The organism is Sinorhizobium sp. RAC02 (assembly GCF_001713395.1).
Taxonomy (GTDB): Bacteria; Pseudomonadota; Alphaproteobacteria; order Rhizobiales; family Rhizobiaceae; genus Shinella.
Genome location: NZ_CP016452.1, coordinates 1138493 through 1152957, shown reverse-complemented (window position 1 = coordinate 1152957; position 14465 = coordinate 1138493). Strand labels below are relative to the sequence as shown.

Sequence of the window (14465 nt, the reverse complement as noted above, 5' to 3'; positions counted from 1 at the left end):
TCGCGTGGCATGAAGGCATGGGCCGTGTTGCAGGATAGCACAGCGGAAGCATTCACCGACGCCTGGCCGGCGCGCAGGCGCGTGGGCACATCGCTCCCACATGTGCCGGTGATCGTGTTTGCCGCGCTGGTGGCCCTGTTCAGCCTCGTGCCACTCGGCTTCATCGGCTGGGTGACCTATGATGTCGGCTGGGAAACGGTAAAGACGCTGGTCTTCCGCCCACGCGTCGGCGAGCTGATCCTCAGTACTCTCTATCTCGAAGTCCTGACAATTCCGCTGTCGATCGCGGTCGCCGTGGGGCTTGCCTGGTTGACCGAACGCACCGACATTCCGGGCGCGCGCCTCTGGGCGTGGCTGGCGATAACGCCGCTCGCCGTGCCGGCCTTCGTGCACAGCTATGCGTGGGTCAGTCTCGTGCCGGGCATGCGGGGTCTCTCCGGTGGCGTGTTCGTCGCGGTGCTCGCCTATTTTCCGTTTCTCTACCTGCCGGTGGCCGCGGCTCTCCGACGGCTGGATCCCGCGGTGGAGGATGCCGCCGCCTCGCTTGGCCATGCGCCCGTCGCTGTGTTCTTCCGCGTGATCCTGCCGCAACTGCGCCTTGCCATCTGCGGCGGCTCGCTGCTGATCGGCCTGCATCTCCTGTCGGAATACGGCCTGTTCGCTATGATCCGCTTCGACACGCTGGCCACGGCCATCGTCGATCAGTTCCAGTCCTCCTATAACAGCCCGGCCGCCAGCATGATCGGCGGCGTGCTGGTCGCCTGCTGCCTTTTCCTGCTTGGCCTCGAAGTGCTGCTGCGCGGCAACGAGCGTTACGCCCGCGTCGGGGCGGGTGCTGCGCGACCGGCCACCCGGCAGCGGCTCGGGCGTCTCGCTCTGCCGATCCTGCTCCTGCCTGCAGCGCTCGCGGTCCTGACCCTCGGCGTGCCGCTGCTGACGCTCGGGCGATGGCTTTGGCTCGGCGGCACCGCCATCTGGAACAACGAGGTCACAAGCGCGGTGGGACAAACCATGGTGCTGGCCCTCGCCGGCGGCATCCTCGCGACAATTGCCGCAGCGCCCATGGCCTGGCTGTCCGTGCGTGCACCCGGCCGGCTGCAACGCTTTCTCGAGGCCTGCCATTATTATGTCGGCTCGCTGCCGGGTGTCGTCGTGGCGCTCGCGCTGGTGTCGGTCACGGTGCGGTTTCTGCTGCCGCTCTACCAGACCTTCGCCCTGCTGCTCGCCGGCTATGTGCTGCTCTTCCTGCCGCGTGCCATGGTGGGCCTGCGCGCCAGCATCGCGCAGGCGCCGGTAGAACTGGAGCGCGCGGCCATGGCGCTCGGCCGCACGCCCGGCCAGGCGGTGCGCCAGATCACGCTCAGGCTCGCCGCGCCCGGGGCTGCAGCCAGCGTCGCCCTTGTCTCGCTCGGCATCACCAATGAGCTGACCGCTACACTGATGCTGGCACCGACCGGCGTCGATACGCTCGCCACCCGGTTCTGGGCGCTCACCAGCGAGATCGACTATGTCGCCGCCGCACCCCATGCGGTGATGATGGTCGTGTTGTCGCTACCGCTCACCCTCCTCCTCCATGCCCAATCGAAACGGACCGCCGGCCAATGACCCTGCTGCATCTCGAGACCATCAGTAAGCGGTACGGGTCGGTGGCCGCGCTGGATGACGTCAGCCTTTCCGTCGAACCCGGCAGCCGGACCGCCGTGGTCGGCCCCTCCGGCTCGGGCAAGTCGACGCTGCTGCGCATCATCGCCGGTTTCGAATTTCCCGACAGCGGCACTGTACGTTTCGACGGAAAGCGGCTCGCCGAGGGACCGGCGGGCGTGCCGGCACACAAGCGCGGCATCGGCATCGTCTCACAGGATGGCGCGCTGTTTCCGCATCTGAGCGTCGCCGAAAATGTCGCCTTCGGCTTCGAGCGCGGCGCGCCGGATCGGACGCGCCGCATCGCCGAACTGCTGGACATGGTCGAGCTCGACGACGCCATGGCGACGCGTCGACCGCACCAGCTATCCGGCGGGCAGCAACAGCGCGTGGCGCTGGCCCGGGCGCTCGGCCGGCGGCCGCGCCTCATGCTGCTCGACGAGCCCTTCTCCGCCCTCGACACGGGCCTGCGCGAGACCATGCGCAAGGCAGTCGTGCGCGTTCTCCAGACGGCCGGCATCACCGCCATCCTCGTCACCCACGACCAGGCGGAAGCGCTCTCCTTCGCCGATCAGGTCGCCGTGCTGCGGGAGGGGCGCCTAGTCCAGGCCGGTTCGCCCCAGACGCTCTACCAGCATCCGCGCGACCGGGACACCGCGCGGTTTCTCGGCGACGCCGTGCTGCTGCCGGCAACGGTTACCAACGGTTTCGCGGACTGTGCCCTGGGGCGCGTGGCGGTCGAAGGCGGCCACGCGGGCAAGGCGGAAATCATGCTGCGACCGGAACAGATCAGTATCGTCGTTGACGGCACCGCGCCACAGGACGGCGGACGCGTGGTCGATGTCCAGTTCGGCGGCGCCGTCTGCACCGTCGCCGTCGCCCTTGCCGATGTCGCGTTGCCGCCAATCCTTATCAAGACGTCGAGCATAGCCCTGCCTACGCTCGGCGCCCTCGTGCGCCTCGGCGTGACGGGCAAGGCCCACGTTTTCTCATAGTCGGAATGGAGCGCTGGCTAAGCCGCAGGTCGAGCGATGAAACCGTTCAGCCCGACGCACACCGGACGGTAATCCGGGTCAGGCACTGCAGTGCGCCTTTAAACGTTGACCTAGGCAACACGGGTGCCGGCGACCGGCCCGCCGGCAAGCGCCACCATATTTCTACCCTTGCGCTTTGCTTCGTAGAGCGCGCTGTCGGCATCCCGCAGAAGCCCCTCGAGCGTCACCTCGGACGGCGCCGCGAAGGCTACCCCCAGACTGACGGTCACGCAGCCTTCTTCGAGCCCACGATGGCGCATGGCCAGGTTTTCGATCGCCACCCGGATGCGCTCCGCCGTTGCAAGCGCCGTCAGGGGTTCCCGGATGGGCGAAAGCACGAGCATCTCTTCGCCGCCGAAGCGGAACACGAAGGATGCCTCATCCGCCGTGTCGCGGATGCACTGCGAGATGGTGCGAAGGCAGGCATCGCCTTCGATATGGCCATGGACGTCGTTGAACCGCTTGAAATGGTCGATGTCGAGCAGGATGGCGGCGACCCCCGATTGGTGATTGCTGCTCCACAGCCGCTCGCAAATCCGCGCAAGCGAGCGCCGGTTCAGCAGTCCCGTCAGTTCATCGCGTTCGGAATTGTATTCGAGCTGCCCGTAGAGCAGGCTGGCCCGCAGTTGGTTGAGAAAATTCTGCCGGTCCGTCTGCTCCAGGAAATAGGCACTTACCGCCAGGAAGATCGAGAGCGTCACATAAAAGGTGACGATGCCGGAATAGGTAACGGCATCGAAGGCGCCGGTCAGCTGCGTGGTGGTGAAATGCGAGGCGCACATCAACACAAGCCCTGCCAGCACGGCGGGAAACCGTGGCCGCAATGCGATGACGAAGAACAGGAAGGCGGCGGAATTGCCGTTCTGGTAGACGAAAAGGTAGGGGCTTGAGCTCTGCGTGGCGACGGCCATGGGCAAGGTGACGCCCAACACGGCGATCGCAATGGAGAGAATGTCGTAAAGAAGCGCATCCGGCCAGCGGCGAACGGCAAGGATGCATCCGATCACGAAGGGCGTGAACACCAGGAAACGAACGATGACCAGCTCGCTGAAGACGTCCGCCATCATGGTGCGATCGCCGAAATAGACCAGGTCGTAGATCAGGGTGCCGATCACACCCCAGATCGCTGCCAACCGCACCCGTTCCGCCGCATAGTCCTTGCGAAACGCGGCCTCGATATCCGGGGCGAAGCGCAGAAGGCGAAAACCCCGCGCTATCTGGCGCTCCACCTGGTCCAGCGTCACGACGCCCATCCGAAATCCCCGCATGCAAGATTGCCTGACGTTAGGGCAGAAAGCTGAACAACGACCTAAAGCTGCGACGCGTTGGCCGGCACTCTGTGCCGTAGCGTGACATATTTCCGCATCGAAGCAAGCGCGGGCCGCGGAAGATTGTATGAAAACCCGGCACGAACTTCTTGGCAAAACCGACCAGAATTGCGCCGGGCCGCCAGCCAAACGACGCGCGGGGGGCGGCGTCGCCTAGCCGATGACTGCCCTCTCGTACCGGGACACACCGAGGCTATAGGGTAACGCGCGCTAGCTCAGCCCCATCGCGTCTTTCATTCGATAATATGGGAAGACATAGCGTGCTGCCCTTGTCTTTATCGACCAGAGCGGCACGTCGTGGCGCTGGTCGTAGATGTTGACCGGAATACTGTCGAGATCACGTTTTCCCGCCATGAACTCCCCCACGACCCGCCCGAGATTCTGGGCCAGATTGACCCCGCGCGTCGAAAAGCCGCCGACGGAAAAGACGTTGCGGCCAAGCCGCAGGATATGCGGCAGATAGCTCTCCGTCACCGCGCAATAGCCCTCCCAATAGCTTTCCAGTTCGATGTCCCGATCCGTCAGCCTGGGGAAGAGCAGCTTCATGCGCGCGCGGGCATGCTCCTGCCCATAAGCAATCTTGTTGCCGAAATCGAAGACGGCGCCACCCGAAATCAGGCGCCCCTCCGCATCGAGACGGCCGAAGCCGCCGGACTTGCGCAGGTCCGTGAAGCAAAGCTGGCTTTTCAGGATTTCGCCGCGCAACTCCTCGCGCAGCGGCTTCGTCGCGACATGATAGAGGTAAACGGGAATAACCGTCTTTTGAATCGCCGGCAGAAAATCGCCCGTATAGGCATTGGTGGCGAAAACGGCAGATTTGGCGGAAACGCGATTTGCCCCGCAGCGGACGACGACACCCTGCCCCGTCTCCTCAAAGCCATCGACCGGACTGTTCTCGAAGATACGCATGCCGCTCTGCTCCGCGGCACGCGCCAAACCCACGGCGAGGCTGTATGGATTGACGGTCCCGCCCTCGGCGTTGGACCAGCCGCCGAGATAGCCCCGTGCACCGAGAAGGTCGGCGACATCAGCGGCGGAATGCCATTCCACCTTGGCGCCGAGCGCTTTCCACTCATCATGGACCTTGCGCACCTTCAGCATCGAGGTATCGGAATGTGCCGGCTGCATCCAGCCGTTCTGCACTGCCGAGCACTTGATCTGGAACGCCTCTATCTGTCGGAAGACGGCATCCGCCCCCTGAAGCACCAGGTCGGCGAGCGCGCGGCCTTTGCGAGGACCGATGGCGGCTTCGACGACGGAGGGTGTCATCCCACCCGGGAAATGGGGCACGTTGTAGCCGCCATTGCGACCGGCGGCCCCGTTTCCAACGCGCCCGGCCTCGACCACAACAACGTTCAAACCATTTCGCGCCGCGTGGATCGCCGTATTGAGACCAGAATAGCCGCCACCAACAACGACGAGGTCGGCAGTCTCCTCGCCGGCGAGGCGGGGATAGTCGCGAACGGTTTCCTGCAGGGTTTTCGTCCAGACGACGCCTTGCATGGTTGGATCGATCGGGCTTGCCATAGACATGATCAGGGACTTTCGATGAGGTGTTGGGAAAGTGTTTGCGAAACGCGTCGACGCTCACGGCTCTGGGCTGGCGTGTAGTTCTCGGTCGCACATGGCCATGGACATGGGCTCATGGCAGTTGCGCCGGCAGGTCGCTGTCCGGAACCGTCTCCACCTTTCGCGCCTTGCGGTGGGAGATGAACAGGCCGGCAACGGCGATAATCGCCGATCCGACGATCATGTTGGGACCCGGAATGTCGCCGAAGAACAAAAATCCGAACAGCATTCCCCACAGCAGAAGAGTGTATTGGAACGGCGCCAGGATCGATACCGGCGCAAGCTTCAGCGAACGCGTGACGACGAGATGGGCAAATGCGCCGATCACGCCCAGAAGAAGCATGGATGCACCTTCGGCCATGGTGAAGGGTCGCCAGTCGAAAACAGAAGCAGCGCCGGCGAGAATGAAGGTCGCAAGACCCTGGTAGATGCCGAGGGTCGCATCTCCTGTCCGCGCAAGGGAGCGATTGAGCACCAGTGTGAGTGCGTAGGCAAGTCCGCCGATGAGCGCAAACCAGGCCGGCGTCGAGAACGCCGATGTCGAAGGATCGAGCGCGACCACGACGCCGATGAAGCCGAGCAGAACCGCGCTCCAGCGCCGCCAGCCGGCCCGCTCGCCGAGCAGGAAATGCGACGCCACGGTCATGTAGATAGGCCCGGCCATATAGAACGTCATGACGTCGGCGAGGGGCAGATAGACGACGGCGGCGTAAAACAACGCCGTATCCAGCGTGATGAGAAGGGCGCGCAATATCTGCACGAGCGGTCGATGCACGTTGCGGAAGGGATGTTCGCCCTGCTGGCGGGCCAGCGGCACGAGAACGGCAAAGGCACCGATTGCACGGATGGTCAGCACCTGCCCGACGCCGAAGCTTGCGACCAGGAACTTGGCCACCACGTCATTCAGCGCGAAGAGAAAATAGCCAATAATGACGAGGCCAATTCCCACGGTGAGGGCATGCCGGTTGTCGGGATGAATGAGATTTCGAAGCATGCCGGACGCTCGCAAGGAGGCCAAGAAAGGGAGCGACCGCCGGCAAGTCCGGCGGCCGCTATTTTATCAGGCGCCGCAGCCGATGACAGCCGTCGCGGAGATTTCGACCTTAACGTTCGGGACCGGGAACTGGACGACGAGCGCTGCATTCGTCGGCAGGATCTCGCCGAAGATTTCCTTCAGCGTCGGGCCGATGGCGGCAAAGACTTCGGCGGAGGTGACATAGGTCGTGATCTGCACGACGTCCTTCAGCGAGGCGCCGGCCTTTTCCAGCCAGGGCTCGATATTGCCGATGACCTGGCGAAGCTGTTCGACCGGGTCGGGGCTGCATTCACCCGTCTCGAAATTGATGCCGACGGTGCCCGACACATAGACGGTGTCGCCGACCTTCACGCACCGGGAATAGCCAAAGGCTTTCTCGAAGGAGGATCCGGAAGAGATGTTGATACGCTTCGTCATTGTCACAGCCTTTCGTGTCTGAACGGAAAAAGGGATGGTTTGAGAAACACGTCACCAGGTGAAGCCGTTGGCGATCCAGCCGCCATCCACCGGCAGCACGGCGCCGTGAACCATCGCGGCCCCCGGCGAGGACAGGAACACGGCGGCGGCGGCGATTTCCTCCGGTTCGGCGATACGGCCAAGCGGCGTGCGGTTGCGCACGCCCGTCATGTTGTAGAGGCCGTTGTCGATGAGGTTCTGCACCATCGGCGTGCGTACGCCTGTGGGGGCCAGAGCATTGACGCGAATGCCGAGCGGTCCCCACTCTGTCGCGAGCGACTGCATCATGTTGTGAACCGCGCCCTTCGAGGCGCAATAGGCGGTGCGCTTCGGCGCGCCGACGGAGCCGTAGACGGAGCCGATGAAGACGATGCTGCCGCCGCCATTCTCGCTCATGTGGCGCGCCGCGCTCTGGGCCGGCAGGAAGCTGCCAAGCACATTCACGTTCATCATACGCATGAATGCCTCGGGCGCCACATCGAGCGCAGGCTCGACCGTCACGATGCCGGCTGCGGTAACGAGGGTGTCGAGCCCGCCAAAAGTCTCGATCGTCAGGGCGACCGCGGCGTCAACCTCCGCCTGGTTGGTGACATCGCCTTCGATGGCCAGAACATCCGGGCCGAGCTTTTCCTTGGCTTCGGCCACGCCGGCACGGTCGAAGATGCAGACCTTGTCGCCCCTGGCAATGAAGTGTTCCGCCGTTGCAAAGCCAATGCCCTGCGCGCCGCCCGTAATGAGGCTGATCATGTCTATGTCCTTCCAGATTTATGTCAGTTCGGTTTGCCGAGTTCGATGCTGCGGTCGCGGGCGGCGCGCGTGGCCTCGGCCACGAGCCGCGCGGTGCGATCATCGTTCATGAAGACGTCCAATGCGGCGGCGGTCGTGCCGCCGGGGCTTGTGACCTGCCGGCGCAAGGTCGCAGGATCGACATCCGCCTCTATGGCAAGCCGGCCGGCACCGCGGACGGTCTGTTTTGCGAGCAGGGAAGCGATTGCTGCGGGAAGGCCGAGCGCCACGCCGGCCTCCGTCAAGGCTTCGATGAAGTGGAAGACATAGGCTGGACCGGAGCCGGAAATGGCCGTGACGGCGTCCATCTGCGCTTCGTCATCGATCCAGGCCACCACGCCCGACGTGGCAAGCAGCGTGGAAACGAGGTGCTTCGCATCGTCCGAAACACCATCACGCGCGTAGAGAACCAGCATGCCGTCGCCAATCGCGGCCGGCGTGTTGGGCATGCAGCGTATGATTGCCGCCCCGGCGGGAAGGACGTCGGCCATAGAAGCAGTCGTGACGCCTGCCGCAACCGAAACAAAGGTCGCGCCGCGTTCGGCGAAGCCGCTGCACCCTTGCAAAACCGGCTGGACAAGGTTCGGCTTGACGGCAACGAATACGAGAACGGGCGCAAGGCCTTCCGGCAGATCGGCAATATCGGAAACAGTATTGGCACCGGCCTTGGCTGCACGTTTGCGAAGCTCGTCCGTAGGCTCCACAACATGAACGATGAGTGAGGGATCCTCCCTCAACCATCCGCGCAGCATGGCAAAGCCCATGTTCCCGCAACCGATAAGAAGAAGCGTGTGCGACATGACGTTTCCTCTCAGACGCTCTTGATCAGCGCAGTGACGATGTCGAGGGTAAGATCCGGCGCTTCCAGTTGCGGAACGTGCCCGACATCGGCGAGCAGGTGCAGCCCGACATGGCCGGGCGCCCGCAAGGCGTCTTTCCAATCGAGTACCCTGTCCTTGCGGCCCCAGACGATCCGCGCCGGGCATTCCAGTCGTTGCAGGGCGGCGGAAAGGTCGAAACCCTGCGTGCCGTCGGCAAACAGCGTTTCGCCCATATGGCTCTGCGCGGCGCGCAGACCGGCGTCCTTGCGCGCCGCAAAGGCAGCGTTGACGAAGGCCGGGTCAATGAGGCGTGGATCGTAAACCATCACCTTCAGCCAACTCTCGAGGCTTTCGGGCCGGGAAGCCCGGGCGATCCCGCCGATGAAGTCGCCGTTGATCTTTGGCCCCAACCCACCGGGTGCAAGGAGTGCCAGCGAGGCGATTTTTCGGGGGCGTGTATCCGCCAGCGCAAGCGCCAGCGCACCGCCGAGCGAGTGCCCGATCACATGCACGCTATCGAGATCGAGAGCGTCGAAAGCCTCGCGCACTTCACGCACGAGATTGGCAAATGTGCCGACCTGACGTTTCGGCGAAGCACCGTGATTGGGCAGGTCGAGGCGATAGACGGGGTGGCTCTTGGCAAGATGCCGGTCGAGCGGATACCAGGACAGGGAATCGCTGGCAAAACCATGAATAAGGAAAACCGGCGCGCCACTCGTGGTACCACTGCGGTGAACTTTGAGTGGGCCACTCTCGTCGGCGGGCAGGGTGGCCGGCGAGATTGCCGTAACAACCGGCAAAGCGCGGGATGCCGCAGTAATATCGCGCAGCTTGATGCGGCCCGACGCGCTGCTTGATCTGACGGTCCGCAGGTCGACGCCCGCTTCCCGGGCAGCCAGGCGCGCAGCAGGGCTTGCCACGATCCGTGACCCGGCGGATACGATCTGCGTCATCTCTGCGACAGACGCGACCTGGACAGCCGGCAATGCCGGCGGATTGCCGGCATCGGCAGCCTGTGTTTCATCACCGTCATAGCTCACATCCGACAGGTCCTTGCCGATCAGGCATAGAACCGCTGCCGCCGGCACTTCGCTCTCCGCTTCGGCGAAGATGGCGCTGATGACACCATCGCAGGGCGCCTCGACGTCAACCGCGGCTTTTGCCGTCTCGATGGTGAGCAGAACGTCGCCCTCGGCAACGGTGTCACCCTTTGCCACGCGCCATTCGACGATCACCAACGTTTCCATATATTCGCCGGCGATGGCGCCTGCTGTTATCGGCGTTGCCATATTTCTCTCCCGGCCCTAAGCGAGCGCCTTTTTTGCCGCGGCGGCGATCTTCGCTGCATTTGGCAAAACGGCCATTTCCAACGGCTCGGAATAGGGGATCGCCATGTCAGGCATCGCCACACGCACGACCGGCGCATCCAGATCGTCGAAGCAATACTCCATGATCGTCGCGGATAGCTCGGACGCGTAACCACAGAACGTCCAGCCCTCATTGACGACGACGGCGTGGTTGGTCTTGGCGATGGACTGGCGGATGGCGTCGAGATCGAGCGGGCGAAGCGTGCGAAGATCGATCACCTCAGCCTCGATGCCTTCTTTTGCCAACAACTTTGCGGCATTCTCCGCTTCGATGACCATTTTCGACGAGGCGAAAATCGAGACGTGTTTACCCTCGACGACGGTCCGCGCCTTGCCGATCGGCACCAGCACGTCATCACCGTCCGGAACCTCGCCGCGCGTGTTGTAGAGTAACTTGTGCTCCAGAAAGACCACGGGCTGGCGATCGCGGATTGCCGACTTCAGGAGACCTTTCGCGTCCGCGGGTGTTGCCGGCGCCACGACCTTGATGCCGGGAATATGGCAGACCATGGCGTCCAGGCTCTTGGCATGCTGGGCGCCCGTGCCAACGCCGCCGCCGCCCTGTGTGCGAAGCACGAAGGGAATATCCACCTGGCCTTCCCAGAGATAGGTGAAGACCGAGGCCTGGTTGACCAGCGCATCAAGCGACAGCGGCAGGAAGTCGGCATACATGATTTCGAGAACGGGGCGCGTGCCGGACATTGCCGCGGTGACAGCCATGGCCGTCATCGCCTGTTCCGAGATCGGCGTGTCACGCACCCGGGCATCGCCGAATTCATCACGCAAGCCCTTGGAAACCTTGAAGACGCCGCCATAGCGGCCGATGTCCTCGCCGAACAGGAACACGCTCGGATCGCGCTGCATTTCCTCCCTGAGGGCGGCGTTCAACGCTTCTGCATAACGCATCAAGGTCATTACTTGGACTCCGAGTAGGCGGCCGAGGGGGCATGAATTTCGAAGGTGGGAAACGGGTCGGCAAGCGCAACCTCGAAGGCGCTTGCGACCTCCGCACGGGCCGCAGCCTCGATCGCCGACACTGTTTCGGCACCCACCAGGGCTGCGAGTTTTTCAGCCGAAAGCTTGATCGGGTCGCGCTCAAGCCAGGGCGCCATTTCCTCTTCGGACTGATAGCCGCCCATATCGGACGTGGAGAAGCCCTTGACCCGATAGGTTTTCGCCTCAATCAGGCTCGGCCCCTCGCCACGGCGTGCGCGCTCGGCGGCGGCGGCCACGGAACGGTAGACCGCCTCGGCATCGTTGCCATCGACGATTTCACCAGGCATCGCATAACCGGCAGCGCGAATGCTGAGATCGGCCACCGGCGACTGCACGTCCTGGCGCACCGTGAGACCGTATTGATTGTTCTCGAGAACAAAGATCACCGGCAGCTTCCAGAGCCCCGCCATGTTCATGGCCTCGTGGCAGATACCCGTCTGGGCAGCGCCATCGCCGAAGACCACCATCGCAACGCGATCCTGCTTGAGAATCTGGATGGAGAGCGCCATGCCTGTCGCAGCCGGAATGCCGGCGCCGACGATGGCGTTGCCGCCCAGCATGCCGGTCGTTACGTCGCCGAGCAGCATGTGCCCGCCCCGGCCCTTGCAGTAGCCGGTCTCGCGGCCGAAGATTTCGGCAACGATGCCGCGCGCCGTCAGCCCCTTGCCGACATAGACATGGTGTCCGCGGTGAGTGGTGCAGACATAGTCGTCGGAACGCAGCGCAACGCAGGCTGCAACACCGACCGCTTCCTGGCCATCGCAACGATGGATAGGCCCGCGCGTCTTGCCTTCCTTCGCGTAGGCACCAAGCACCTCCTCCAATTCGCGCGTCACCACCATCTTGTGGTGGATTTCCTTCAGCTCGTCCGTGGATGGCGCGTTTCTCATCGTAATCCTCGTCTTCAGATTTGTTATAACAAGTATCATATTCGAAACCGGGCGCAATTCGTTTTTTGCCACCTGTGGAGAAAATCCGCGGCAAAGGCCCGAGAAATCCAGTTAAATTCCGTAAAAACAACGCATTGTGAAATAACTTGCGCCAGGCGCCGATCCATCTGGACAAAAGCGAAAGGCGTCATATTATATAACAAATAACTTTTGATGCCCGGATCGCCCGGTCATCGCCAATCAGCACAAAAAGGGGAATTCATGTCTATCAAGCTGACACTTGCGGCCGCGCTCGCGGGTACCGTTCTTCTTTCCATCACCCCGGCCCACGCCGAGTACGGTGAAACACTCAAGAAGGTGAAGGAGCGCGGCGCGCTTTCCTGCACCGGGCACAACGGCTCCTACATGGGCCTCGCGGAAGTCGACGACAAAGGCAACTGGAAAGGGTTCGACATCGACCTCTGCCGCGCCGTAGCAACCGCCGTCTTCGGCGCCTGGGAAAATCACCTCGACGTCAAGCCCACAAGCTGGGCGCAACGCTGGCCGTCGCTCCAGTCCGGCGAACTGGATCTCGTCATCAAGTCCTCCGGCTGGACGTTCAGCCGCGACACCGAAATCCGCGCGCAGTTCGCGCAGCCCTACATGATGGCCGCGATCCACTACATGGTTCGCAAGGAACTGAACATCACCTCTGCCAAGGATCTGGATGGCGGTACGCTTTGCCTGCCAACCGGCACGACGATGGAGCGCTATGCTGTCGAGCATGAGGCCGAAAACGGCTACAAGCTCGAAGTCGTGCCCTTCGAAAAGACGGAAGAAGCCAATGCTGCCTTCCTCTCGGGCCGTTGCGACGCCATGATGGAATGGGACCTACAGCTCGGCGTCCTGCGCGCCACCGAGGCAAAGAATGCGGACGACTTCGTGATCCTTCCCGACGTCCTGTCTGCCGAGCCGGTGGGCATCGTGATGCGCCAGGGTGATGACAACTGGATCGATATCGCCAACTGGGTGCAGACGGCATTGCTTCTGGCCGAACAGTCCGGGGTGACCAGCGCGAATGTGGACGAGATGAAGGCCAATCCCCCGACGCCTGCGGTCGGCAAGCTTCTGGGTGCGACGCCCGGCATGGGTACGCCGCTCGGCCTGACGGACGACTGGGCCTACAACGTCATCAAGACCGTCGGCAACTATTCGGAAATCTGGGACCGCAACATCGGTAAGGATTCGCCCTACAAGGTCGAACGTGGCGTCAATGCGCTCCTCAAGAATGGCGGAATTCTCTACCCGCTCGTTCTCGACTGATCCTCCTCCCGAGACGACCGCCGGTGCTTGACGCGCCGGCGGTCACGATCAGAGCGGAGAGGTGTTCCGATGCAGATATTGAGAAACAGAAAAACGCGCAACGTCATCTATCAGGTCGCCTTTCTCGTCATTCTCGTCCTTGCCATCACGGGCGCCGTGCATGAGGCGACGGCCAAGATGGCCGCGCAAGGCATGACGGGCGGTTTCGACTTCCTGTACAAGTCGACCGGCTTCAGAATCGGCTTTTCGCTGATCCCGTTCGATCCGTTCAGCTCCTATGCGCGCATGATCTGGGTTGGCATCGTCAACACAATCTTCCTTGGCCTGCTCAGCATCGTGCTTGCCAACATCGTCGGCCTGGTCATCGCGATTTTCCGGATTTCATCGAACGGCGTCCTCAACGACATCGGAACGCTATACATTGAAGCCTTCCGCAACGTGCCGCTCATCCTCCAGGCCCTGTTCTGGTATGCCGCGCTCACGCATTTTCCGCCGCCCAAGCAGGCGTATGCGCTGTTCGATTCCGTGTTTCTCTCTGCCCGTGGCGTGTTCATCCCGAGCCTGAACGTGGAAGGGAAATGGTTTGCGGCCGTGGCACTGGTGCTGGTTGCCGGCCTTACCTGCCTCGCCTGGTTTTCGATGACCCGCCGCTTCCGACGCATTCGAAGCCGGGGAAAGGTTCAAAGCATCATTGCCGCAACCACGCTGGCAGCCATGACGGCCATCCTCGTCTATGCGCGCGAACCGGGCTCTGCACTCATCTCCATCCCCTCGCTGCAAGGCCTCAATTTCCGCGGCGGCATCACCGTCCCACCGGAAATGGCGGCGCTTGCCATCGCCACCGCCATCTATGGCGGCACCTATATCGCCGAGGTCATCCGCGCCGGTTTCATCTCGGTCGGCAAGGGGCAGGTCGAGGCGGCGCGTGCCCTCGGCCTTTCGCCGTGGCATGTCTTTTCGCGCGTGCATCTTCCGCTCGCCATCCGCGCCGTTCTCCCCACGCTGATCAACCAATATGTCTGGCTGTTCAAGGCGACGACGCTCGGCATCGTCGTCGGTTTTGCGGACTTCTTCTCGGTCATTTCCGTTTCCATCAACCAGAGCGGCCAGACACTCGAGCTGATCGCAATCCTGATGGCCGGCTTCCTCATCATGAACAACACGCTCTCCTTCGTGCTCAATCGCGTCAACAAGGCGATTGCCCTCAAGGGCACGCAGCTGAGAACCTGAAGAGAGCCC

At 62.9% G+C, this 14465-nt stretch carries 13 protein-coding genes; 4 read left to right on the top strand and 9 right to left on the bottom strand.

The annotated features are described in order from the left end of the window. Positions 1-9 precede the first annotated feature (9 nt). A complete protein-coding gene (locus tag BSY16_RS26440; protein ID WP_083243131.1) occupies positions 10-1605 on the top strand; it encodes an ABC transporter permease in 1596 nt (531 codons plus the stop codon). Beyond that, entirely contained in the window at positions 1602-2636 is a 1035-nt protein-coding gene (locus BSY16_RS26435; RefSeq protein WP_069062763.1) for an ABC transporter ATP-binding protein, read from the top strand. The genes BSY16_RS26440 and BSY16_RS26435 overlap by 4 nt, the downstream gene beginning before the upstream one ends. Positions 2637-2746: 110 nt before the next feature. Here BSY16_RS26435 and BSY16_RS26430 read toward each other — a convergent pair whose 3' ends face one another. From BSY16_RS26430 to BSY16_RS26390, 9 genes are all read right to left on the bottom strand, one after another. Continuing rightward, entirely contained in the window at positions 2747-3943 is a 1197-nt protein-coding gene (locus tag BSY16_RS26430; RefSeq protein ID WP_286157265.1) for a GGDEF domain-containing protein, read from the bottom strand. A 270-nt stretch (positions 3944-4213) separates the two neighbouring features. Then, positions 4214-5536 carry an NAD(P)/FAD-dependent oxidoreductase gene (locus BSY16_RS26425; RefSeq protein WP_083243130.1) on the bottom strand — a complete coding sequence of 441 codons (1323 nt, stop codon included), beginning with the start codon at positions 5534-5536 and terminating at the stop codon, positions 4214-4216. A 109-nt stretch (positions 5537-5645) separates the two neighbouring features. Next, entirely contained in the window at positions 5646-6566 is a 921-nt protein-coding gene (locus BSY16_RS26420) for a DMT family transporter (RefSeq protein WP_069062760.1), read from the bottom strand. Between the two features lie 66 nt (positions 6567-6632). Next, on the bottom strand, positions 6633-7025 hold the full coding sequence (locus BSY16_RS26415) for a Rid family hydrolase (protein ID WP_069062759.1): 393 nt from the start codon (positions 7023-7025) through the stop codon (positions 6633-6635). A gap of 51 nt (positions 7026-7076) precedes the next feature. After that, entirely contained in the window at positions 7077-7811 is a 735-nt protein-coding gene (locus tag BSY16_RS26410) for an SDR family NAD(P)-dependent oxidoreductase (RefSeq protein WP_069062758.1), read from the bottom strand. A gap of 23 nt (positions 7812-7834) precedes the next feature. Further along, a complete protein-coding gene (gene proC, locus BSY16_RS26405) occupies positions 7835-8650 on the bottom strand; it encodes a pyrroline-5-carboxylate reductase (protein WP_069062757.1) in 816 nt (271 codons plus the stop codon). A gap of 11 nt (positions 8651-8661) precedes the next feature. Next, complete coding sequence (locus BSY16_RS26400) at positions 8662-9960, bottom strand: acetoin dehydrogenase dihydrolipoyllysine-residue acetyltransferase subunit (RefSeq protein ID WP_069062756.1); 1299 nt, start codon at positions 9958-9960, stop codon at positions 8662-8664. 15 nt (positions 9961-9975) lie between these two features. After that, positions 9976-10953, bottom strand: coding sequence for an alpha-ketoacid dehydrogenase subunit beta (locus tag BSY16_RS26395; protein WP_069062755.1), 978 nt, complete (start codon positions 10951-10953; stop codon positions 9976-9978). Beyond that, a complete protein-coding gene (locus BSY16_RS26390; protein ID WP_069062754.1) occupies positions 10953-11924 on the bottom strand; it encodes a thiamine pyrophosphate-dependent dehydrogenase E1 component subunit alpha in 972 nt (323 codons plus the stop codon). The genes BSY16_RS26395 and BSY16_RS26390 overlap by 1 nt, the downstream gene beginning before the upstream one ends. 261 nt (positions 11925-12185) lie before the next feature. On the opposite strand from BSY16_RS26390, the gene BSY16_RS26385 reads away from it, so the two are divergent. Both BSY16_RS26385 and BSY16_RS26380 read left to right on the top strand, forming a co-directional pair. Continuing rightward, positions 12186-13226: a transporter substrate-binding domain-containing protein gene (locus BSY16_RS26385; RefSeq protein ID WP_069062753.1), complete on the top strand. Its 1041-nt coding sequence runs from the start codon at positions 12186-12188 to the stop codon at positions 13224-13226. 69 nt (positions 13227-13295) lie between these two features. Next, positions 13296-14456: an ABC transporter permease subunit gene (locus BSY16_RS26380; RefSeq protein WP_069062752.1), complete on the top strand. Its 1161-nt coding sequence runs from the start codon at positions 13296-13298 to the stop codon at positions 14454-14456. The last annotated feature ends 9 nt before the right edge of the window (positions 14457-14465 follow it).

Bases quoted from the DNA above. Each gene is read 5' to 3' on its own strand.
- BSY16_RS26440 (WP_083243131.1), top strand. From the start codon at position 10: ATGAAGGCATGGGCCGTGTTGCAGGATAGCACAGCGGAAGCATTCACC.
- BSY16_RS26435 (WP_069062763.1), top strand. From the start codon at position 1,602: ATGACCCTGCTGCATCTCGAGACCATCAGTAAGCGGTACGGGTCGGTG.
- BSY16_RS26430 (WP_286157265.1), bottom strand. From the start codon at position 3,943: ATGCGGGGATTTCGGATGGGCGTCGTGACGCTGGACCAGGTGGAGCGC.
- BSY16_RS26425 (WP_083243130.1), bottom strand. From the start codon at position 5,536: ATGTCTATGGCAAGCCCGATCGATCCAACCATGCAAGGCGTCGTCTGG.
- BSY16_RS26420 (WP_069062760.1), bottom strand. From the start codon at position 6,566: ATGCTTCGAAATCTCATTCATCCCGACAACCGGCATGCCCTCACCGTG.
- BSY16_RS26415 (WP_069062759.1), bottom strand. From the start codon at position 7,025: ATGACGAAGCGTATCAACATCTCTTCCGGATCCTCCTTCGAGAAAGCC.
- BSY16_RS26410 (WP_069062758.1), bottom strand. From the start codon at position 7,811: ATGATCAGCCTCATTACGGGCGGCGCGCAGGGCATTGGCTTTGCAACG.
- proC (WP_069062757.1), bottom strand. From the start codon at position 8,650: ATGTCGCACACGCTTCTTCTTATCGGTTGCGGGAACATGGGCTTTGCC.
- BSY16_RS26400 (WP_069062756.1), bottom strand. From the start codon at position 9,960: ATGGCAACGCCGATAACAGCAGGCGCCATCGCCGGCGAATATATGGAA.
- BSY16_RS26395 (WP_069062755.1), bottom strand. From the start codon at position 10,953: ATGACCTTGATGCGTTATGCAGAAGCGTTGAACGCCGCCCTCAGGGAG.
- BSY16_RS26390 (WP_069062754.1), bottom strand. From the start codon at position 11,924: ATGAGAAACGCGCCATCCACGGACGAGCTGAAGGAAATCCACCACAAG.
- BSY16_RS26385 (WP_069062753.1), top strand. From the start codon at position 12,186: ATGTCTATCAAGCTGACACTTGCGGCCGCGCTCGCGGGTACCGTTCTT.
- BSY16_RS26380 (WP_069062752.1), top strand. From the start codon at position 13,296: ATGCAGATATTGAGAAACAGAAAAACGCGCAACGTCATCTATCAGGTC.